Genomic DNA, 21185 nt, shown 5'->3' on the forward strand with positions numbered 1-21185 from the left:
CGACCGTCATGCCCCGGACTCTAGAGCGCCACGGACCGCCGGCTCCAACGCTTTTGCCGCCGGCCCGGACAGCGCCCGGCCGGCGGCCCCCGCGTACCGCCCCCACCGCCCCCGCCCGCTACTCCAGCCGCGGCTGCTGGGCCGGGACCGGGCAGATCCGGTAGCCCTCCTGGTCGAAGACGTACAGGTACGCCAGGTCGACCAGCAGCGGCACCCGGTCGCCGCGCCGTACCCGGATGTCCGGGCCGGTACGGACGACGAGGTCGCCGGTCTGGGTCTCCGGCGGGGCCGCCGGGCGGTCCATCACCGTGACCGGGCCCTGGCCGGGGCTGTGCGCGGGCCGCGGCGGCACCCTGTCGTCGGCACCACCGTGGTCGCGTTCCATGACCGATGCCTGGAGCCGGCGGGCCGCCTTGTGCGCGAGCTTGCCGAGGCCGCTGGAGCCGCCCGCGGCCCGCCGGTTGCCGGCCCGGCTGCCGGTGCCGCCGACCGGCCGCGGCGACTCCAGCTCGGGCACGATGGCCGGCCGCGACCCGGTGTCGAGGTGTACCAGCGACTCGTGCCCCTGGTACTCCACGTGCTCCACGATGCCGCTGAGCACCACCTCACCGGCGTGCGCCTGGCTCGGCTGGGCGATCCGCACCGCCTCCGGGCGCAGACCGACGATGATCCGCCGGCCCTGCTGGATGCGCAGCATCTGGTGGTCGTAGCTGAGCGGCTCGGGCAGGGCGAGCCGCTGCCGCCCGAAGTCGATCCACATCCCGCCGGTCAGCGGGGCGATCACGGTGGCCTGGAGCAGGTTGATCCGCGGGGTGCCGACGAAGGCGGCGACGAACACGTTCTCCGGCAGGTGGTACGCCTCACGCGGGGTGCTGATTTGCTGCAGCACGCCGCTGCGCATGATCGCCACCCGGTCACCGAGCGACATCGCCTCGGCCTGGTCGTGGGTGACGTAGACGGTGGTGACGCCCATGCCGTGGGTGAGCCGGGCGATCTCGGCGCGCAGGTGCGCGCGCAGCTTCGCGTCCAGGTTGGACAGCGGCTCGTCCATCAGGAAGACCGAGGGGTGGCGGGAGATCGCGCGGCCCATGGCGACGCGCTGCCGCTCGCCGCCGGACAGCTGCCCGGGGTAGCGGTCCAGGATCTCCTCGATCCCGAGGATACGGGCGGTCTCGTCGACCCGGGGGCCGTGTTCCGCGCCGGGCATCTCGAAGCGCAGCGGGAAGCTGATGTTCTCCCGGCTGGTCATGCTCGGGTACAGGGCGAAGTTCTGGAAGACCATCGCCATCCTGCGGTCGCCGGGGGCGAGGTCGTTGGAGTACTCGCCGTCGAGCAGCAGCTCGCCGGTGGTGATGTCCTCCAGCCCGGCGATCATCCGCAGCACGGTCGATTTGCCGCAGCCCGACGGACCCAGCAGGACCAGGAACTCTCCGGGGGCGATGTCGAGTGAGAACCGGTCCACGGCCGGCGACGGCTGCTTCGGGTAGTACTTGGAGACTTCGTGCAGGGTGATGGCGCGTGTCATAACGGGAGCCGCCAGGTTGGTCGGACGCAGTGACGGGTGTCGTGCGGATGCGAGTGCGGATACGGGCTACGCATACGGATGCAGGGGGTGGTACGTGTACGGGTGGGGACACGGGTGCGGTTGCGGGCCGCGAGACGGCTGGTCCGCGACGGAAGGACGATACGGACCGTGGTGATGTTGCGTGACGTGCATGACATGCCTGACTTGCCGTGCTTGCTGCTGGACTTGCGCAACTTGAGTGGGTGTTCCGATGACGCTGCGGAGAAGGTAGTCCACGAACGCCCGGTTGCGGAACGTTTGTGTCAACACCGGATTGATACTTTTGGATCGTGACGAACCTCGCGCTGGGCCCGAGCTGGCTCGACCCCGACCACCTGATCAACACATACGGCCTGTGGGGCGTACTGCTGATCGTGTTCGCCGAGTCCGGCCTGCTGATCGGTTTCTTCCTGCCGGGTGACTCGCTGCTGTTCACCACCGGTCTGCTCGTCGCGTCCGGCACCCTGCACCGGCCGCTGGCGCTGGTGGCGGTGTCGATCGCGATCGCGGCGGTGGCCGGGGAGCAGGTGGGCTATCTCTTCGGGCGCAAGGTCGGGCCCTCGCTGTTCCGGCGGCCGGATTCCCGGCTGTTCAAGATGGAGAACATCGAGAAGGCGCACGCATTCTTCGAGCACCACGGCCCCAAAGCCATCGTCATGGCGTGTTTCGTACCGGTGGTACGGACTTTCACGCCGATCGTGGCGGGCGTGAGCCGAATGAACTACCGCACCTTTCTCACCTTCAACCTCATCGGCGGCACGATGTGGGGGGCGGGTGTCACGCTGCTCGGTTACTGGCTCGGGCAGATCTCCTTCGTCCGCGACAACATCGAGCCGATGCTCGTCCTGGTGGTGCTGGTCTCGGTGATCCCGCTCGCGGTCGAATTCCTGCGGTCGCGGGGCAAGGCCGGGCGGCCCGCCGCCGCGGGCGGCACCGGGCCGGATCCCGAGCGGGCCGACGCCGCCGATCTGCTGGCGCCGGCCGCGCGGGGCGGGCGGCACCGGGCGCAGAAGCGCTGACGCTTTGAGCGGTACGGGCGGGGAGGCGGGACAGGGCGACCGGGGCCGGCCGGAGCAGTCGGCGGGCGGCGGGCGGGACAGCGCGTTCACGCCGCCCGAGGGGATACCCGTGATCGTGCTGCCGCCGGAGGACGCCCGCTGGCAGGACCGGATGCGGGCCATGGTCCGGCTGCCCGCCACCGAGCGCCCGGCCCCGGCCCTCCCGCCGGAGCGCGGCGAGGGCGGGCCCGCCGTCCCCCGGGTGCTGGACCTGACGCTGCGGATCGGCGAACTTCTGCTGGCCGGCGGCGAGGGCGCCGAGGACGTGGAGGCGGCGATGTTCGGCGTCACCTACGCGTACGGGCTGGCCCGGGTGGAACCCGCCGTCACCTTCACCCTGCTCGGGATCTCGTACCAGCCCTCGCTGACCGAGCCGCCGCTGACCATGAGCCGTACGGTACGGCGGCGCGGCAGCGACTACACCCGGCTGGCGGCCGTCTTCGCGCTGGTCGGCGCGATCACCGCGCACGAGGTGACGCTGGAGGAGGCGTACCGCCGGCTCGCCGGGATCCGCCGCAACCGGCACCCGTACGGCAGCTGGGTGCTGACCTGCGCGGCGGGCCTGCTGGCGGGCGCGGCCAGCGTCCTGGTCGGCGGCAGTCCGATCATCTTCGTGGCGGCGGCGATCGCCGCGATGCTCGGCGACCGGCTGGCGTGGCTGCTGGCCGGGCGCGGGCTGCCGGAGTTCTACCAGTTCGCCGCGGCCGCGATGCCGGCCGCCGCCATGGGTGTGCTGGTCGACCGCTACGCGCACTGGATCCCCGGCGCGACGGGCGTGCCGTCCTCCGCGGTGATCACCGGCGGGCTCTTCGCGCTGCTGCCGGGCCGGGCGCTGGTGGCCGCCGTGCACGACGGCCTGACCGGCTTCTACATCACCGCCTCGGCCCGGCTGCTGGAGGTGATGTACCTGGTCGTCGGCATCGTCGTCGGCGTGACGCTGGTGCTGTACGTCGGGGTGTCGCTCGGCGCCGACCTCGATCCGGACCAAACACCGCCGGTCTACGACCACCCGTGGGTGCAGCTGGCCGCCGCGATGGCGTTGACCCTGGCGTTCGCGGTACTGCTCCAGTGCGAGCGGAACGTACTGCTGCTCGCCACCCTCAACGGCGGTGTCGGCTGGACGGTCTACGGGGTGCTGCACCAGCAGGCGGGCGGCAACCAGCTCGCCGCCACCGCCGCCGCGGCCGGTCTGGTCGGCCTCTTCGGGCAGCTCATGGCCCGCTACCGGCACGTGTCCGTACTGCCCTACGTGACGACGGCGATCGGCCCGCTGCTGCCCGGTTCGGCCACGTACTTCGGTCTGCTCGCGGTCACCCAGCACCACCGCGACCAGGGCCTCGCCCAGCTCACCAAGGCCGCCGCCCTGGCCCTGGCGCTCGCCATCGGCGTCAACCTCGGCAACGAGATCGCCCGGCTCACTCTCAAGCCGCCGCCCGCCGCCCGCCCGCGCAAGGGCGCGAAGCGGACCCGCGGCTTCTGACGGGACCGGCCGGTAGGGCCGCGGCCCACGGGGACAGGGCCCCGGCCGGGCGGACACCGGCCGGTAGGACGGCCGACGGGCGGGAAGGCGAGGGGCGACGAACTGCGGGTGATCCGAGATGCCCGTATCGTCACCGTACGGTTCCCCATCCGGCCGGGAGGCCCCCGCATGTCCCTGCACAAAGGCTCCGGCGACCAGCACGACCTCGCGGTGAACCCGTTCTACGGAGCCGCCGACCCGGTAGGCGGGATGACGACCGCGCCGCCCAGGCACCGGCTGCCGGGCGGGCCGATGACGCCGTCGGCCGCGTACCAGCTGGTGCACGACGAGCTGATGCTCGACGGCAACTCGCGGCTGAACCTGGCCACCTTCGTCACCACCTGGATGGAGCCGCAGGCGGCCGTCCTGATGGCCGAGTGCGCCGACAAGAACATGATCGACAAGGACGAGTACCCGCGCACCGCCGAGCTGGAGCGGCGCTGCGTGGCGATCCTGTCCGACCTGTGGAACGCGCCCGACCCGGGGGCGACCGTCGGCTGCTCGACGACCGGCTCCTCCGAGGCGTGCATGCTCGCCGGGATGGCGCTCAAGCGGCGCTGGTCCCAGCGCACCCCCGGTTATCCGGCGACCGCCAGACCGAACCTGGTGATGGGCGCGAACGTCCAGGTCTGCTGGGAGAAGTTCTGCGCGTTCTGGGAGGTGGAGCCGCGGCTCGCGCCGATGACCGGGGACCGGCTGCACCTGGACGCCGAGGCGGCGGTGCAGCTGTGCGACGAGAACACCATCGGGGTGGTGGCCGTGCTCGGCTCCACCTTCGACGGGTCGTACGAGCCGGTCGCCGAGATCTGCGCGGCGCTGGACGCGTACGAGGAGCGGACCGGCGTCCACGTCCCGGTGCACGTCGACGGGGCCTCCGGCGCCATGATCGCGCCCTTCCTCGACCCGGACCTGGTGTGGGACTTCCGGCTGCCGCGGGTGGCCTCGATCAACACCTCGGGCCACAAGTACGGGCTGGTCTACCCCGGCGTCGGCTGGGCGCTGTGGCGGGACGCCGACGCGCTGCCCGAGGAGCTGGTCTTCCGGGTCAACTACCTCGGCGGCGACATGCCGACCTTCGCGCTCAACTTCTCCCGGCCGGGCGCGCAGGTGGTGGCGCAGTACTACACCTTTCTGCGGCTGGGCTGGGAGGGCTTCCGGGCGGTGCAGCAGACCAGCCGGGACGTGGCGACCTCGCTGGCCGCCCGGCTGGCGGAACTGGAGGACTTCCAGCTGGTCACCCGGGGCGACCAGCTGCCGGTGTTCGCGGTGACGACGGCGCCGCAGGTGCGGCGGTACGACGTCTTCGACCTGTCGCGGCGGCTGCGGGAGCACGGCTGGCTGGTGCCGGCGTACACCTTCCCGGCGAACCGGCAGGACCTGGCGGTGCTGCGGGTGGTGTGCCGCAACGGCTTCTCCACCGACCTCGCCGACCTGCTGATGGACGACCTGTCCCGGCTGCTGCCCGAACTGCGGCGCCAGCCGCACCCGACGAACCGTCCGGAGAGCGTGACGACCGCGTTCCACCACTGAGCGGGCCCGCCCGCGCCGGGCCCGCCCGCGCCGGGCCGGTCCGGACCGTGCCGCCCGGACCATGCCGGGCCGGGCCCCACCCGGCCGCACCCGAGCCACCCGAGCCACCCGAGCCACCCGAGCCACCCGAGCCACCCGAGCCACCCGAGCCACCCGAGCGAACGGCAAGAACCGCAATCACCGAAAGGGAGTTCCGCCATGGCCGAGCACACCTACCGCGTCACCGAGATCGTCGGCACCTCGCCGGAGGGCATCGACGCCGCCATCCGCAACGGCGTCCGGCGGGCCGCGCAGACGCTGCGCGAGCTCGACTGGTTCGAGGTCACCCAGGTCCGCGGGCACATCGTGGACGGCGAGGTGGAGCACTTCCAGGTGGGGCTGAAGGTCGGCTTCCGGCTGGAGGAGACGGCGTGAGCCGTACCGCCTGAGCGGGGGGGCCGACACGGCCCGGAGCGAGAAGCCGGCGCGATCCGGAGCGGGGGCCGCGCGGCCCGGGACCAGGGGCCCGCGCGATCCGGAGCAGGACCCGGTCGCTCCGGAGCGACCGGCCCGTACGACCGCACCCCCGGACGGCCCCGATCCCGTGGGCTGTCCGGGGGTGATTTGCCTGCGCGGGTGGCCCGGACGGGTCACCCGTGGTCGCGTGATCCGACAATACGTCAAATCCTGTGGTCATAGAGCGGGTAGCAGGCCGGACTCCTCACCAGCGGGTCCGGCCCCCGCGCCTTGGACGCCGACGCATGCCGGGGAGCCCCGTGATGAGCCAGCAGGATCCGCCCACGCCACCGCCGTCCCCCGGACCCACGCCCCCCGGCTCGACCGGACCGACCCCCGCGGGCCCCACCGCCCAGCGCACCCCGGCCGGCGGCAGGCACCCGCACACGCACCCCGGGGCCGGCGGCGGCCAAGGCCCGTGGGCGGCCGGCGGCACCCTGTTCGCCGGCACGATGCTGCTGTTCGCGGGCGTACTGGCGGTCCTGGAGGGCATCGCCGGCATCGCCCGCGACGTGGTCTACGTCCGCACCCGCGGCTCGTACACGTACGAGTTCGACGTACGCGCCTGGGGCTGGATCCACTTCGCGCTCGGCATCGTCGCGGTCCTGGTCGGCGCCGGCGTGCTGCGCGGCGCCGGCTGGGCCCGGCTGACCGGCATCCTGATCGCCGGCCTGAGCATGGTGGCCAACTTCATCTTCCTGCCGTACCAGCCCGTGTGGTCGGTCATCATGGTCGCGATCGACGTCTTCGTGATCTGGGCGCTGGCCACCCACCACCCCTCGCGTGCCCAAGGCGGTCCGCAGTGATCACGAACTCCGCGCACATCCCGCCGAACCCCACGCTGGACCAGCTGCGCCGCTGCACGATGGCCGTGGACCTGGGCGCCGCCCGCACCCGGGTGTTCCTGCGCGGCCGGGGTCTGGTCGCGGACGAGCCGAGCGTGGTGGCGTTCGACGTACGGACCGGCGCGCTGATCGCGGTGGGCGCCCGCGCCGAGATGATGGCGGGCCGCACCCCGGACCACATCCGGGTGGCCCGCCCGGTGGCCGGCGGCGCGGTGGTCGACATCGCGATGGCCCAGCGGATGCTGCGGCACATCCTCGGCGACAAGCTGGGCCGCCGCTGGCTGCGGATGTCCCTGGTCCGCGGCATGCCGGTGATGCGGGCGGCGGTGTGCATGCCGCACGGCAGCGAGCCGATCGCCCGCCGGGCGGCCGTCGAGACGCTCTACGGGCTCGGCGCGCGCCGGGTGGAGCTGGTGGACACGCTGATCGCGGCGGCGGTGGGCTGCGGACTGCCGGTGGAGCACCCCGAGGCCACCATGATCGTGGTCTGCGGCGCCGGTACGACGCAGGTCGCGGTGCTGTCGCTGGGCGCGATCGTGTCCGCCGGCACCGTGCCCGTCGGCGGCGACGCCATCGACCGGGCGGTGGTCGAGCACCTACGCACCCTGCACGAGCTGTTGCTGCCCAGCCAGGCGGTCCGCCCGCTGCACCAGATGCTCGGCAGCCCCGGCAGCGGCGGCACCGCCACCACCGAGGTGCACGGGCGGGACGTGCGCAGCGGGCTGGCCCGTACCGTCCTGGTCGAGACCGAGGGCGTACGGCACGCGATGCGCACCCCTTTGACGTCGGTGCTGGACGCGATCACCTCGGTGCTGCGGCACTGCCCGCCCGACCTGGTCGCCGACCTCGCCGACCGCGGCATCATGCTGGCCGGCGGCAGCGCGAAGATGCCCGGCCTGGACCTGATGCTGCGCCAGTTCACCGAGATGCCGGTGCACGTCGCCCCGAACCCCGACACGGTGGCGGTACGCGGCCTGGGCGCGATGATCGAGGGCAAGGTGCGGCCGATGCCGCTGGACCTGCTGGCGGTCTGAGAGGCACCGCCCTATCCGCGGCGGGCGGCAGGCGCGGGCGGGGGGGCGCGGGCGAAGCTGGGCGGGCGCGCCAAGGAGCGGCCGGGCGGGCACCGACGGCGGCGGGCGCGGGCGGGGTTGGGGCCGGGCTGGAACTGGGCTGGAACTGGGCTGGAGCTGGGTGAGCGCGGGCGAGGTTGGGGCCGGGTAGGCGCGGCCGGGCCACTGGCACCGGCTGGGGGCGCGTGCGGAGCTGAGCAGGCGCGGCAAGGCGCGGCAAGGCGCGGCCGGGCGGGGCCGGGGCCGGATGGCCGTCAGCGGGGTCCGAAGGTGGCCGCGTCGGCGGCGGAGTGGCCGTGGTGCCAGCCTTCGCGGTCGCGGCCCTTGAGGCGGGACGTGGTGGTCGACGGGAAGAGGCGGCGCGTCTCGGACTCGACGGCGAGGTCGCGGGAGGCGAGGACCGGCAGCAGGTCGGGGGCGGCGCTGTCGCCGACCTCCGCGGTCACGGCGGCGCTGAGGCGTTCACCGATCCGGGCGGCGTACGCGATCAGGAAGGACTCGCGGAAGTCGCGGGAACGGGAGGCGCCGCGGCGCAGCGCGCGGTCGGCCTGGACCAGCAGCGAGGTGTAGAGGAGTTCGACGGCGTCGAGGTCGGTGTCGTGGCCGACGACCGTCGAGAAGCCGAAGTCGGCGGACCACACCGCCTGGCAGCGGTTGGCCGAGGCGACGGCGTCCAGCAGCAGGGCCTTGGCGCCCTCGTAGGGGCGGTCGACGCCGATCCGGCGGGCGCCGGGGCCGGGGCCGCCCGCGCCCCCGCCGGCCACCAGCGCCTCGTCGATGCTGTGCCGGGCCATCAGGTGCTGGGCCTTCGCCGACAGCGCCTCGGCCTCCTCGGGAAACCCGGTGGACTCCGCCTTGGCCAGCAGCGCGCGGATCCGCCCGAGCGCCTTGCCCGCGGCGCCCGCAGCGGGTCCGGAGGCGGACGCGGGGCGCGGCGGTGTCAGGGCGGCGATGCGCGGCAGCCGCCCGTACAGGCACAGCACCTCCACCGCGAGGCCCGCCGCGGAGAACCGGTCGAGCCGCTCCCGCCCGGCGAAGTCCGCGAGCCCGTCCCCGCCCTCGGCCAGCGCGACGGCCGCCCGGCGGTGCCGCGCGCCCAACTCCCGCTCCGCCATCCGCAGCAGGTCAGCGCTCCCCCACCCGCGCCCCGCGCACTCCCGCCCCACCCGCGCCGCCAACCGCCCGGCGATCCCGCTCCACGCGTCCCCACTGGCCGCCAGCACCGAAGCGGCCCCGTCCACCTCGGCCTCCCCGCCCCCGGCCGCCAACGCCCGCCCGAACGCCACCTCGAATTCCTCCACCCCCCCATTGTCGACGCCCCCCGCCGCACGCGGCCCGCGCCACCCACCGGACCGCGCGCCCGGCCCCTCGCGGCGGGTTTCCGGACCCGTCGGCCGGTGACCGGTCACCCGCGCAGTTCCCCGCGCCCCGCATCGGAAACCCCGAGCGGTGCGGGGCCCCGGCCCGCCCCCGCGCGGCGCCTCCGCGATGGCGGGTACCGCACACAACCGTCACGACGGCGCACCAGGCCGCGCGCCCGGCCCCTCACGGCGGGTTTCCGGACCACCGGACCAGTGCGTGGCCGACCGCACCGTTCCCCGCGCCCCCTCGGGCACCCCGAACGGGTGCGGACCCCCGAGCTCTCCGGAGGGGGCGCCCTCGGGCGGCGCGGGGGCCCGGTCGGCCGCTCAGCAGGCCGCTCGCGGCAGGCGCCCGGACCACCAGGACCAGTACGTCGCCGACCGCGCGGTTCCCCGCGCCCCCCTCAGGAGCACCCCGGGCCGAGGCCGTACCCGGGGGCCCGGGGGCGTGCGTCGGGTCGGTGCTCCACCCCGGTGAGGGGCGCTACTCGCCCTGGGCGATCTCGATGGAGCCGTGGAGGTCGTGGGCCGCTTCCAGGGCGCAGGCGGCGGAGAGGGTGAGGCAGCAGGCGAGGACGGCGGCGATGGCGCGGGGGGCGCGGGTGGGGGTGTGGGCCGGGGCGAGGAGGGCGGCGACGCGGCGGGGGACGGGGCCGGTGGTGGCCGAGAGGGACGCCGCGCTGGGGCGGGTGGCGGCCAGGGCGGCGCGGCCGATCGCGCGGGCGGCGACGCGGCGGTCCCCGACGGCCGCCGCGGCGGACTCGTCGGCCCAGCGTTCGAGCGCGTAGGACAGCGGTGAGCGGAGCAGCCGCAGCGCCGGGTGGCACGCGCAGGACAGCGCGACCGCGGTGAGGAAGAGGTGGTGGCGCCCGGCGAGGTGGGCGCGCTCGTGCGCGAGCAGCGCCTCGCGCTCCGCCGGGTCGAGCGCCCGCAGCATGCCGCTGGTCACCACGATCCGCCCGGGGCGACCGGGCAGCGCGTACGCGTCGGGTCCGGGGTCGGGCAGCACCGTCAGGTCCCCCGCCGCCGTGCCGGTCGCCGCCGCGGCCCGCCGCGCCCTGGCCGGGTGGACGACGTGCAGCCGCAGCGTCCGCAGCAGCGCCACGACGACCGCCGCGAGCAGCCCCGCCGCCCCGCACGCGGCCGGCACGGTGACCTGGTCCCCCACCACCGGCAGCACCAGGTGGCCGAGGGCGGCGACCGGCGGCAGCCGCAGCGCCCCGGCGCCGGCCAGCAGCGCCAGCGCGGCGCTTGCGCACGCCGCGAGCGTCACCGCCGACACCGCCAGCAGCCAGGCCGCCGCCCTCGGCGGCAACTCCTCCGCCAGCCGCCGCGCGGCCGGCGCCGCGACCAGCGGCAGCAGCAGGGGCACCCACACGGCGACGCTCACGACGCGTCCCCCGCCGCGCCGCCCCCGGCGTCCGTCCCCGCCCCGCGCCCAGTCCCCGCGTCCCCCGCCGACGCCGAACCCGCGCCCGCACCGGCCGCCGCGCCCGCGCGGTCCTCCGTCGAGCCGGGCCCGGTCCCGGCACCCACACCCGCGCGCCCCTCCGGTCCGGCCCCCGCCGCACCCGCACCCGCCGACGGCGTCCCGCCCCCCGCGCCCGCGTCCCCCGCCGACGCCGAACCCGCGCCGCCCCCCGCCCCCGCCCCCGCCCCCGCCTCCGCGGAGTCCGCGTCCGCGTCCGCGTCGCGCAGCAGCGCCCGCAGGAGGGCCTCGTCGGCGGGGTTGAGTTCGGAGACGAAGCGGGCCAGGACCGTACCGCGGTCGTCGGAGGCGGACTTGTCGAGTTCGGTGCGCATCCGCCGGGCCGCGAGGCCCGGGGGGTCCTGGACGGGCAGGTAGGCGTAGCCGCGGCCGGCCCGGGCGCGGCTGACCGTACCCTTCTCGTACAGGCGGGCCAGGATGGTGGTCACGGTCGTCCGGGCGAGACCGGCGCCGAGGTCGCGCTGGACGTCGGCCGGGGTGAGCGCGCGACCGCCGGCCGCCCAGAGCGCCGCCAGGACGCTCGCCTCCAGCCCACCCGACGGGCGGCGGGCCGCACCGCCCCCCGGCCCCGGCAGATCCCGCATGGATCGCCCCTTCCCGCGCGTTCGCCTAGAGTGCCCTAGAGCGACTACATCACTGTAGTCGGAAGGGCGCATCGCCGCGCCCCCGGACCCATTATGAGAGGGCCCCACCCCATGCCCCTGCCCCTGACCGACCAGGCAGTGAACGTACTCGACGCCACCTCGCTGCTCTCCTCCTTCGGCGCGCTCGGCATCGCGGTGGTGATGTTCGCCGAGACCGGGCTGCTGATCGGCTTCTTCCTGCCCGGCGACTCGCTGCTCTTCACCGCCGGCCTGCTCAGCGTCTCCGGCGCCTCCGACACGGTGCACCTGTCGCTGTGGCAGGTGCTGGTCGCCGCGACGGCCGGCGCGCTGCTCGGCGCGCAGACCGGGTACCTGATCGGGCGCCGGGGCGGCCCGGCGCTGCTGGCCCGGAGCCGCAACCGCAAACTGCACGAAGGCGCGGCCCGCGCCGCCGAGCTGCTGGAGCGCTACGGGCACGCCAAGGCCGTGGTGCTGGCCCGCTTCATCCCGGTGGTACGGACGGTGCTGAACCCGCTGGCCGGCGCGCTGGACGTACCCGCCCGCACCTTCGCGCTCTGGCAGACCGTCGGCGGCGCGGTGTGGACCGTGGGGCTGGTGCTCGGCGGGTACGCGCTCGGCTCGTCGATCCCGCACGTGGACACGTACCTGCTGCCGATCGTCGCGCTGATCGTGGTCGTCTCGCTGGCGCCGCTGGCCCTCGAACTGCGCCGCGGCGGCGGGAAGAAGGCCGCCACCGCCGCGACCGCCGACGCCGACGCCGCCCCCGAGCGGGAACCGGCCGCCGAGCGGCCGTGACGGCGGCGCGCCGCCGGCGGGCAGAGACCGGCGGACGGGGAACGACGGACGGGGAGCGACGGACGGGGAGCGGGCGTCAGCCCAGGCGCCGGCCCAGACCCGGGCCCAGGTGGGCCGGACCGCCAACGGGGGCTCGGGGGGCGGCCGGCGCGAGCCGGCACACCCCGGCCCGGCGGCGCCCCCGCGGCCGACGTCGCCCGCGCAACGCTGCGCCCCGGGCCGCTCGTCCCGCGCGCAGCGCCCCGCACCCCTCGCGCAGCGCACAACGCACAACGCCGACGGCCGCCCGTCCGCGCCGGGAGGGCGGGACGGGCGGCCGTCGGGGCCGCGGGAAGCGGGGAGGTCAGGCCTGGGCCAGAGCCGCCTCGATCTCCAGGGCGATACGGATCTTGTCGCCGACCGCGGCACCCGTCGCGCCGCCGGTGACGCCGAACTCACTGCGGCTGATCTCGGTGGCGGCGGAGAAGCCGGCCACCGCGTTGCCGTCGAAGCCCTTGCCGAAGCCGTTCAGCTCCAGCTTGAGGGTGACGGTCTTGGTGACGCCGTGCAGGGTCAGCGCGCCGTCGACCTCGAAGACCTCGGAGGTGATGGCGCGTATCTCGCCGGACTCGAAGGTCAGCTCGGGGAACTGCTCGACGTCCAGGAAGTCGGCGCCGCGGACATGCGCGTCGCGGCTTTCGTTGTTGGTGCTCACCGAGGCCGTCTTGATCACCGCGGAGACCTTGGACTCCAGCGGGTCCTCAGCGGTGGTGATGGAGCCCGCGAACTCGGAGAAAGCGCCGCGGACCTTGGAGACTCCCAGGTGACGGACGTAGAAGGACACGTCGGAGTGCACGGTGTCGATGGTCCAGGTGCCGGCGACGTAGCCGTCGATCACATCGGTCTGAGCGGTCATGGGGAGAACTCCTCGTGGGGCCGGGCGGTACGGGAAGGACAGCAGGCCGCGGAAACGACGCAGGATGCCGCGAGAATGCTTGAGCGTTCACGGAAACCCTAGCGCGTAGGGGTTGAGAGTTCAACCACCCTATGCTGGGGGCATGACTGATGTGCGGTGGCTGTCGGAGGAGGAGCAGCGGATCTGGCGGGCGTACCTGACCGCGAGCGTCGAACTCGCGGCCCACGTCGACCGCCAGCTGCGCCGCGACGCCGGTCTGCCCATGGCGTACTACGAGATCCTGGTCCGGCTGTCCGAGGCGCCGGACCGCTGCCTGCGGATGAGCGAGCTGGCGGACGCCTCGCTGTCGTCGCGCAGCCGGCTCTCGCACGCGGTCGCCGCTTTGGAGAAGAACGGCTGGGTGGAGCGCCGCCCGGCCGACGCCGACCGCCGCGGCTGGGTCTGCCGGCTCACCGACACGGGCTTCGCAACTTTGGCGGCCGCCGCCCCCGGACATGTCACGACCGTCCGCGAGAAGCTCTTCGACGTCCTGACGCCCGAACAGCTGGAGACGCTCCGGGACATCGGCATGGCCGTCAGCGCGGGGCTGCGGACGGACTGCGCGCGGGCCCGCGAGGAGGACGAGCGGGAGTGCGGGACCGGCGCCGGGGAGCCCGGGGGCGCCGAGGCGGGCGCCGCGGACGGGAGAGCCCGGGGCGCCCACATCGCGGCGGGCGCCGAGGGCGCCGGAGACCCGGGCGTCCCCTGCTGACAACGGATGACAGCGGATGACGTCGGATGACGACGCATGACGACACACGCGTGCCCGGCCTCCGGGCCGCCTGGACGCACCAGGGGCCGCCGGAGCCGGGCAGCTGGTGAGCCCGGGGGCTACTTGGCGGTGGTGGCCGCCTGCTGCGGGGTGGTCGCCTCGTTGGACGCCACCACGTCACTGGGGGTGATCGCCTCGGGCGCCGGCACCGTCGAAGAGGTCGGCGTGCCGCCCGTGGCGGGCACGTCGTCGGTCTTCATCGCCTTGGCCTCGGACTTGAGAATCCGCATCGACTTGCCGAGACCGCGGGCGGCCTCCGGCAGCTTCTTGGAACCGAACAGCACGATGACGACGATCGCCACCACGATCAGGTGCCACGGCTCCAGCCCGTTTCGCAACATGGGATCCTCGCTTCGTTAAGGGTCGATCACGCACACGTCGACTTCCGCATTGTCACCCCGGACCGGTTGGTGACGGCACCCGGGTACTCACAGCATGCGCAAAAAGCTCGTGAACGGGAAGCCCCGGCCGCCGGTCGGTGTGCTCCGCCGCGGCCGCACCGGTCCGGCGCCCGGCCACCGGACCCTCTCCGACCAGCCGTTTCTCCGGCCGGCGGGCCACCGCCCCCGCTCCCGGGGGCAGCCGGGAAAGCGGAGGCGGTGCCCACCATGTGGGCTTACGCCTGCTGCATCTCGACCGGCACCGCGTCCAGGGCCTGCTGGATCGCGGCCACCAGCCGGCGCGCGGAGTCCGCGGTCAGCTCCAGGGCGACCCGGGCCGAGGGGCCCTTGGCCGGGTCGGTGAAGTCGATGTTCAGGGTGTGCCCGGCCATCGCGTGCACCGGGTGGTCGAAGTAGACGGTCACGTCGGTGACGTGGAACCAGGAGCCGTTCGGGCCCTTGGCGCTGCCGTCGATCTTGTCCTTGACGGTCAGATAGGTGCACATGCCGGTCAGCTCCCGAGGTGGCGGCCGAAGAACGACTGGATCCGCTCCCAGCCGTCGTTGGCGGCGGGCACGTGGTAACTGGGCCGGTCGACGGCGAAGAACCCGTGGCCCGCGCCCTCGTAGCTGTGCGGCTCGAAGTCCTTGCCGTGCTCGGCGAGCAGCCGCTCCAGCTCGGCGACATGGTCCTGGCTCGGGTATTTGTCCTCCTTGCCGAACAGGCCGAGCAGCGGGGTGCGCAGGTTCGGCAGCTGGTCGACAAGGTTGCTGATCTTCAGCGGGAACTCGGTGGGGACCGTACCGGTGACAAAGGCGCCGTAGCAGTCGACGGCCGCGTCCAGGTCGAGGTTGCACGCGGACAGTACGGACTGCCGGCCGCCGGAGCAGTAACCGATCACGCCGACCTTGCCGTTGGAGGTGGGCAGCGCGCGCAGGTGGCGGGCCGCGCCGTCCACGTCGCCGACCAGCCGCTCGTCGGGGACGCCGCCGGCCGCGCGGGCGGCGGCAGCGGCGTCGTCGGGCGCGGCACCGGGGGCCTCGCGCGAGTACAGGTTGGGGCAGACCGCGTCGTAGCCGAGCTCGGCGAAACGCCGGGTGATCTCCTTGCTGGCCCGGTCGTAGCCGGGCATGTGGTGGATGACGACGACTCCGCCGCGGGCCGCGCCGCCCTCCGGGCGGGCCAGGTACGCCTCGATCGGGTCGTCGCCGTGGCCGGTGACGCTGATCGTGGTCGCGGTCAGGGAGCCGGGAGCAGTGGGAGAGGGTTCACTCATGCCGCCAGCTATACCATAAGCCTGGACTGTTCAGTTTATACTGAAGGTTATGACGACCAGCCGCGCTCGAACCGCCGATCCGACTGGCCGCGCCGCCGGCCCGGCGACCGGCAGCCCAGGAGCCCCGACCGGCCCCGCCGAACACGCCGCCCCCGGCCCCCGCCACCCCGCCGGTGACGGGGACGACGCGCCGGCCGCCCCCGCCGGCGCCCGGGACGACATCCCCGCCGACATCCCCGCCGACACCCCCGGGTCGCTCGCCGAGCGGACCGCCACGGACCTGCGGATCGCGGTCGGCCCCCTCGTACGGCGGCTGCGGCAGTTCCGGCCGGACGGCGAACTCACCCTCTCGCAGACCTCCGCACTGGTCCGGCTGGACCGCGAGGGCCCGGCCACCGCGTCCGAACTGGCCGCGGGGGAGGGCATCCGGCCGCAGTCGATGTGCACGATCGTCAACGCCCTCCAGGACCGCGGCCTCGTCGCCCGCGCCCACGACCCGCACGACGGCCGGCGGATGGTGGTCTCGCTGACCGCGGCGGGCCGGGACGGCCTGCACGGCGCCCGCCGCGAGCGGGGCCGCCGGCTGGCGCTGGCGATCAGCGAGGAACTGACCCCGGCGGAGCAGGAGCAACTGGCCGCCGCCATACCGCTGCTGGAGAGGATCACCCGCCGTGTCTGAGGCCGCAGGAGACGCAGGAGACGCAGGACGCGGCGGTACCGCCCGCCCCGAGGCCGCCGCCCGGTCCGGCCGCCCCGACCGCTTGGACCCCGACGGCCGCCCCGACCGCTACAAGTGGGTGGCGCTGTCCAACACCAGCCTCGGGATGTTCATGGCGACGGTGGACTCGTCGATCGTGATCATCTCGATGCCGGCCATCTTCCGCGGCATCCACCTGGACCCGTTCGGGCCCGGCAACATCAGCTATCTGCTGTGGATGATCATGGGGTACCTGCTGGTCACCGCGGTGCTGGTGGTGACCCTCGGGCGGCTGGGCGACATCGTGGGCCGGGTGAGGATCTACAACCTCGGCTTCGTGGTCTTCACCCTCGCCTCCATAGCGCTCTCCTTCGACCCGGCGTACGGCACCAGCGGCGCGCTGTGGCTGATCGCCTGGCGGGTCGTGCAGGCGCTCGGCGGCGCGATGCTGATGGCGAACTCGGCGGCGATCCTCACCGACGCCTTCCCGACCCGCCAGCGCGGCATGGCTCTCGGCATCAACCAGATCTCCGCGCTGTCCGGCCAGTTCATCGGCCTGGTGCTGGGCGGGCTGCTGTCGGCATGGGACTGGCGGGCGGTGTTCTGGGTGAACGTGCCGGTCGGCGTCCTCGGCACCGTCTGGGCGTACCGTTCGCTGCGCGAGACCTCCGCCCGGCAGCCGGCCCGGATCGACTGGTGGGGCAACCTCACCTTCGCGCTGGGCTGCGGCCTGATCCTGATCTCCATCACCTACGGCATCCAGCCCTACGGCGACGACACCATGGGCTGGACCAGCCCGAAGGTGCTGGTCGGGCTGATCGGCGGGGCGGCGTTGCTGGTGGCGTTCGCGGTGATCGAGACGAAGGTTGCGCAGCCGATGTTCCCGCTGCGGCTGTTCCGCAACCGGCACTTCGCCGCGGGCAACGCGGCGGCGCTGCTGGCGTCGGTCGCCCGCGGCGGGCTCCAGTTCATGCTGATCATCTGGCTGCAGGGCATCTGGCTGCCGCTGCACGGCTACGACTACGCGGACGCGCCGCTGTGGGCGGGGATCTTCCTGCTGCCGCTGACCGCGGGGTTCCTGCTGGCCGGACCGGTGTCCGGCACGCTGTCCGACCGGTTCGGGGTGCGCTGGTTCACCACCGGCGGCCTGGTGCTCTTCGGGTGCAGCTTCGTCGGACTGCTCCTGCTGCCGATCGACTTCCCCTACTGGGTCTTCGCGCTGCTGATCCTGCTCAACGGCGTCGGCTCCGGGATGTTCTCCGCGCCGAACACCTCGGCGATCATGAGCAGCGTGCCCGCAAGCCACCGGGGCGCCGCGTCCGGGATGCGCTCCACCTTCCAGAACTCCGGGACGTCGCTGTCCATCGGGGTGTTCTTCTCGCTGCTGATCATCGGCCTGGCCGACCGGCTGCCGGGCGCGCTGGACTCCGGGCTGCGGGCCCAGGGGGTACCGGCCGGTGTCGCCCACCAGGCGGCGGGGCTACCGCCGGTGTCCACGGTGTTCTCCGCGTTCCTCGGCATCAACCCGATCGAGACGCTGCTCAAGCCCTCCGGCACGCTGGCGGAGCTGCCCGCGCCCAACCGGGGCGTGCTGACCGGCAAGGAGTTCTTCCCCGACCTGATCTCCTCCCCCTTCCACCACGGCCTGGTGATCGTCTTCGCCACCGCCGCCGCGATGTCCCTGCTGGCCGCGACCGCCTCGGCGCTGCGCGGCACCCCCAAGCCGACCCTCCTGGGCCCCGAGCCGGTCCCCGCCCCGAAGCCGTCCCCGGACCGTACGCCCGCGCAGGGCTGACGGCGCCGCCGGGCCGACGGCGGCCGGGCGGTGGCGATGGCGATGGCGATGGCGATGGCGAGTTGCTGACGGCGGCGGGTCGCCGGCGGTTCCGGCGCCGGACAGCCGCACGGGCGGCCCCCCGGGATGGGGGGCCGCCCGCTGGATCCGGCGGTCGGGGGCCGTGGGTACGTCGCTGGGGGCGAACCGTCAGGCCCGGGTCCGGGTGCCGGAACGGCGACTACGGCTTGCCATCAGACCCATGGCCATGATGGCGAGTCCGACCAGGCAGGCCACACCACCTACAAACGAGTTGTTCCAGATCGTCTTGTGGAAGGCCGCGCTGCCGGATACCGCCCAAGGGGCCACGATGGTCCACGCACCGATCGCCGTGGCGACCCAACCCAGGCCGTGGGTCCGCTCCAGGACCGAGCCGAAGCCCATGCCCAGCACCGCGAGCGCGATACCGGTGATCAGGTTGCTCACCCGCAGGCTGGGGCTGAAGCTCTGGAAGCCCACCACCCAGGGGGAGATCGCGAGATACAGGCCGGCCAGCACGCACAGACCTTCGAGCAGTCCGTTCAGCGGCTTGTCCGACATTGCCGCGTACCTGTCCCTTAGGGATACCAGGTCGGGATGGGTGTCGATGTGGGATGTGTCGGTCGAATGGGTGGCCATTCAAGCCACCTCCTTCGTTCGATCTCGGAAGTGCAGTTGATTTTCCGCGGCTTGCCAGCCGCTCAGGCCACCGGACGTACTCCGGGCCCCCGGATGTCCTCCGGGTCTCCGCCCCGGAGCTGCCGCATCCTCAGTTCAGCGTAAAACCCCTGTGAGCAATGCGGCCACCCGAGAGGCCATCAGCTTCCCGAGGTCGTGACCGCGGCGTCGAGCAGCACGGTGGCCGCCGCGCGCGCGGTAGTGACCGCGGACGGGTCCCGGTCCATCCGGCCGGAGAGCACCGCGCCGTCGTAGAGCAGGTGCAGCTGGTGGGCGAGGGTCTCGGGGTCGGCGACGCCCGCCTCGGTGGCCAGGTCGGTGAGCACACCGCGCAGCCACGCCCGGTGGCCGTCGGCGGCCAGCTGGATGGCACCGCCGGGCGACGCCTCGGCGGTGGCCGCGACGAAGGCGCAGCCGTTGAAGCCGGGGGCGGTGACCGTCTCGCCGGCCGCGTCGAACACGCCCAGCAGCCGCTCGCGGGGGGTGCGGAAGCGGGTCAGGGTGCGTTCGACCCGCTCCCGGATGACCAGGTGGCGGACGTCCAGATAGGCGCGGACCAGCCCTTCCTTGTTGCCGAAGGTGTTGTAGAGCGACGCCTTCGCCACCCCGGCGTGCTCGATGATCCGGTCGATGCCGACGGTCTGTACGCCCTCGCGGTAGAACAGCTCGGTCGCGGCGCCGAGCAGCCGCTCCCGCGCGGACGGCTTCGCCGGGCCCGCGGCGGGCTTCCCGGCGGGCTTCCCCGCCGTCTTTCCTGCGGCCTTCGCGGACGGTTGGGTGGCCGCCTTCGCCGTGGTCGTGGGGGTCCTGGTCGCCATGTCCGTCCTCTCCGGCACTGTTCAGACAGGTCTGTCTATCCTAGCTCTCGTCCCGTTCTCCCGAACGGGTTCGCGCCACCACCGCGGTGACAGGCTCACGCGGCGCCGCCCGCCCGCCCGCCGGCCCACCGACCGCCCGCACCGGCGCACCCGCCGGTCCGTGCGCGGACCCGGCGCCGGACCCGCCCGCCGACACGGCGACGATCCGTCCCGGCGCGGCCGGCCGGCCGCGCCCGCCGGTCAGCAGCAGTCCGGCCAGCGCCGCCGCGGCCAGCACGATCACCGCGGCGCCGTACTCCCGGGCGGTGGCCAGCAGGCCGCCGCCGTGCACCACCAGCACCCCGCCGACGACCGCCGGCACGCCCATGCCCAGGTACGACACCACGTACAGCAGCGACAGCACCCCGGCCCGCTCGTGCGCCTCCACCACCGGCACCACCAGCCGGATACCGCCCTGGAAGCCGCTGCCGAAGCCGAACCCGGCCACCGCGGTACCGACGAAGAAGCCGGTGACCGAGGCCGTACCGCCGGCGCCGGAGCCGATCGAGACCAGGGTGATCGCGATGCCCGCGATCAGCGTGAGGACGCCGAGCACCATGACCGTACGCGTCGGGGCGGTCCGCAGCAGCAGCACGGACAGCGCGCCCGCGGCGGCCAGCACGAACAGGCCGAGACCGCCGTAGACCACCGAGTGCGAGTGGACGAGGGTCGCGGTGATCGCCGGGGCGAGCGCCCCGTAGAAGCCGGCCAGCGCCCAGACCGCGAACAGCACCGGCACCGCGACGGCGACCGGGCCGCGGGCCGCCCGCGGCAGCCTGATCTCGGGCCTCATGGCGGCCAGCGCGCCGGGCCTGCGGCGCACCGGCTCGGCCAGCACGCCCACGCCCACCGCCTGGAGCGCCAAGACCGCGAGCAGCAGCAGGTAGACCAGGCGGGTCGGCGCGGGCAGGTACTGCACCACCAGGCCGGACACCAGCGCGCCGGTGGCGGTGCCGGTGGCGGGCGCGAAGGAGTTGGCGACGGCGCCGCGCACCCGGTCGATGTCCAGCAGCGCGGCCCCGATCGCGCCGAGCGCGGCGCCGGTGGACACGCCCTGGACCACCCGGGCGGTCAGCAGCGCGTCGACGCTGCCCGCGCGGGCGAACACCAGCATCGCGACCGCCTGGCCGGCGAGCGCGGCGAAGAGCACCGGGCGGCGCCCGACGTGGTCGGAGATCCGGCCGAAGACCAGCAGCGCGGCCAGCACGGCGAGCGCGTACACGCCGAAGACGACGGTGGTGGTGATCGGGGAGAAGCCCCATTCCCGCTGGTAGACCGCGTAGAGCGGGGTCGGCGCGCTGGAGGCGGCGAGCAGCGAGACGACGATCGAGGTGAGGAGGGCGAGCGAGGGGGTCGGGCCGAGTCGGAAACGGCTGTCGGTCATGGGGGTGGCTCCTGATCACCGAGTGGTGCTGGGTGGAACAGCCTGGCGGGCAGGACATTA

Annotated in this window: 19 protein-coding genes and 2 pseudogenes; 10 read left to right on the plus strand and 11 right to left on the minus strand. The window is 74.2% G+C overall.

What is annotated here, in order from left to right; all coding sequences use genetic code 11:
* Window positions 1-118: 118 nt before the first annotated feature.
* Window positions 119-1525: an ABC transporter ATP-binding protein gene (locus RLT57_RS11425; RefSeq protein ID WP_311297280.1), complete on the minus strand. Its 1407-nt coding sequence runs from the start codon at window positions 1523-1525 to the stop codon at window positions 119-121.
* A 329-nt stretch (window positions 1526-1854) separates the two neighbouring features.
* Between RLT57_RS11425 and RLT57_RS11430 the strand changes: the two genes are divergently transcribed.
* The 6 genes from RLT57_RS11430 to RLT57_RS11455 all read left to right on the plus strand — a co-directional run bounded on the left by RLT57_RS11430 (window position 1855) and on the right by RLT57_RS11455 (window position 8045).
* A complete protein-coding gene (locus RLT57_RS11430) occupies window positions 1855-2583 on the plus strand; it encodes a DedA family protein (protein WP_311297281.1) in 729 nt (242 codons plus the stop codon).
* The gene (locus RLT57_RS11435; RefSeq protein ID WP_399129818.1) at window positions 2507-4102 is read left to right on the plus strand and encodes a threonine/serine ThrE exporter family protein; all 1596 of its coding nucleotides are present in this window, start codon (window positions 2507-2509) and stop codon (window positions 4100-4102) included. Before RLT57_RS11430 ends, RLT57_RS11435 begins: the two co-directional genes overlap by 77 nt.
* A gap of 168 nt (window positions 4103-4270) precedes the next feature.
* Window positions 4271-5671: a glutamate decarboxylase gene (locus RLT57_RS11440; protein WP_311297283.1), complete on the plus strand. Its 1401-nt coding sequence runs from the start codon at window positions 4271-4273 to the stop codon at window positions 5669-5671.
* Window positions 5672-5869: 198 nt separating this feature from the next.
* Window positions 5870-6085, plus strand: a complete 216-nt coding sequence (locus tag RLT57_RS11445; RefSeq protein ID WP_311297284.1) for a dodecin — start codon at window positions 5870-5872, stop codon at window positions 6083-6085.
* 344 nt (window positions 6086-6429) lie between these two features.
* Window positions 6430-6972, plus strand: a complete 543-nt coding sequence (locus RLT57_RS11450) for a DUF7144 family membrane protein (RefSeq protein WP_311297285.1) — start codon at window positions 6430-6432, stop codon at window positions 6970-6972.
* A 59-nt stretch (window positions 6973-7031) separates the two neighbouring features.
* A complete protein-coding gene (locus RLT57_RS11455; protein WP_311300677.1) occupies window positions 7032-8045 on the plus strand; it encodes a rod shape-determining protein in 1014 nt (337 codons plus the stop codon).
* 293 nt (window positions 8046-8338) lie between these two features.
* Here the strand turns inward: RLT57_RS11455 and RLT57_RS11460 are convergent, their stop codons facing one another.
* From RLT57_RS11460 to RLT57_RS11470, 3 genes and pseudogenes are all read right to left on the minus strand, one after another.
* The gene (locus RLT57_RS11460; protein ID WP_311297286.1) at window positions 8339-9385 is read right to left on the minus strand and encodes a DUF2786 domain-containing protein; all 1047 of its coding nucleotides are present in this window, start codon (window positions 9383-9385) and stop codon (window positions 8339-8341) included.
* 544 nt (window positions 9386-9929) lie between these two features.
* Window positions 9930-10835 carry a M56 family metallopeptidase gene (locus tag RLT57_RS11465; protein ID WP_311297287.1) on the minus strand — a complete coding sequence of 302 codons (906 nt, stop codon included), beginning with the start codon at window positions 10833-10835 and terminating at the stop codon, window positions 9930-9932.
* A 293-nt stretch (window positions 10836-11128) separates the two neighbouring features.
* Window positions 11129-11518 (minus strand): annotated as a pseudogene (locus RLT57_RS11470) (BlaI/MecI/CopY family transcriptional regulator); the annotation flags it as partial.
* A 111-nt stretch (window positions 11519-11629) separates the two neighbouring features.
* Here RLT57_RS11470 and RLT57_RS11475 point away from each other — a divergent pair.
* Window positions 11630-12334, plus strand: coding sequence for a DedA family protein (locus RLT57_RS11475; protein ID WP_311297288.1), 705 nt, complete (start codon window positions 11630-11632; stop codon window positions 12332-12334).
* Between the two features lie 343 nt (window positions 12335-12677).
* Here the strand turns inward: RLT57_RS11475 and RLT57_RS11480 are convergent, their stop codons facing one another.
* Complete coding sequence (locus RLT57_RS11480) at window positions 12678-13229, minus strand: YceI family protein (protein WP_311297289.1); 552 nt, start codon at window positions 13227-13229, stop codon at window positions 12678-12680.
* Between the two features lie 142 nt (window positions 13230-13371).
* On the opposite strand from RLT57_RS11480, the pseudogene RLT57_RS11485 reads away from it, so the two are divergent.
* Window positions 13372-13827 (plus strand): annotated as a pseudogene (locus RLT57_RS11485) (MarR family winged helix-turn-helix transcriptional regulator); the annotation flags it as partial.
* A 272-nt stretch (window positions 13828-14099) separates the two neighbouring features.
* Here RLT57_RS11485 and tatA read toward each other — a convergent pair.
* From tatA to RLT57_RS11500, 3 genes are all read right to left on the minus strand, one after another.
* Window positions 14100-14381, minus strand: coding sequence for a Sec-independent protein translocase subunit TatA (tatA, locus tag RLT57_RS11490; RefSeq protein ID WP_311297291.1), 282 nt, complete (start codon window positions 14379-14381; stop codon window positions 14100-14102).
* 275 nt (window positions 14382-14656) lie between these two features.
* Window positions 14657-14926, minus strand: coding sequence for a DUF6295 family protein (locus RLT57_RS11495; RefSeq protein ID WP_311297292.1), 270 nt, complete (start codon window positions 14924-14926; stop codon window positions 14657-14659).
* A 5-nt stretch (window positions 14927-14931) separates the two neighbouring features.
* On the minus strand, window positions 14932-15696 hold the full coding sequence (locus tag RLT57_RS11500; RefSeq protein ID WP_311297293.1) for a dienelactone hydrolase family protein: 765 nt from the start codon (window positions 15694-15696) through the stop codon (window positions 14932-14934).
* A 49-nt stretch (window positions 15697-15745) separates the two neighbouring features.
* Between RLT57_RS11500 and RLT57_RS11505 the strand changes: the two genes are divergently transcribed.
* Window positions 15746-16375, plus strand: a complete 630-nt coding sequence (locus RLT57_RS11505; RefSeq protein WP_311297294.1) for a MarR family winged helix-turn-helix transcriptional regulator — start codon at window positions 15746-15748, stop codon at window positions 16373-16375.
* Window positions 16376-16520: 145 nt separating this feature from the next.
* Complete coding sequence (locus RLT57_RS11510) at window positions 16521-18188, plus strand: MFS transporter (RefSeq protein WP_311300678.1); 1668 nt, start codon at window positions 16521-16523, stop codon at window positions 18186-18188.
* Window positions 18189-18377: 189 nt separating this feature from the next.
* On the opposite strand, the gene RLT57_RS11515 is transcribed toward RLT57_RS11510, so the two are convergent.
* The 3 genes from RLT57_RS11515 to RLT57_RS11525 all read right to left on the minus strand — a co-directional run bounded on the left by RLT57_RS11515 (window position 18378) and on the right by RLT57_RS11525 (window position 21125).
* Window positions 18378-18845 carry an SPW repeat protein gene (locus RLT57_RS11515; protein ID WP_311297295.1) on the minus strand — a complete coding sequence of 156 codons (468 nt, stop codon included), beginning with the start codon at window positions 18843-18845 and terminating at the stop codon, window positions 18378-18380.
* Window positions 18846-19024: 179 nt separating this feature from the next.
* On the minus strand, window positions 19025-19702 hold the full coding sequence (locus RLT57_RS11520; protein ID WP_311297296.1) for a TetR/AcrR family transcriptional regulator: 678 nt from the start codon (window positions 19700-19702) through the stop codon (window positions 19025-19027).
* 40 nt (window positions 19703-19742) lie between these two features.
* Window positions 19743-21125 carry an MFS transporter gene (locus RLT57_RS11525; RefSeq protein ID WP_311297297.1) on the minus strand — a complete coding sequence of 461 codons (1383 nt, stop codon included), beginning with the start codon at window positions 21123-21125 and terminating at the stop codon, window positions 19743-19745.
* Window positions 21126-21185 lie beyond the last annotated feature (60 nt).

The organism is Streptomyces sp. ITFR-21 (genome assembly GCF_031844685.1).
Lineage (GTDB): Bacteria > Actinomycetota > Actinomycetes > Streptomycetales > Streptomycetaceae > Actinacidiphila.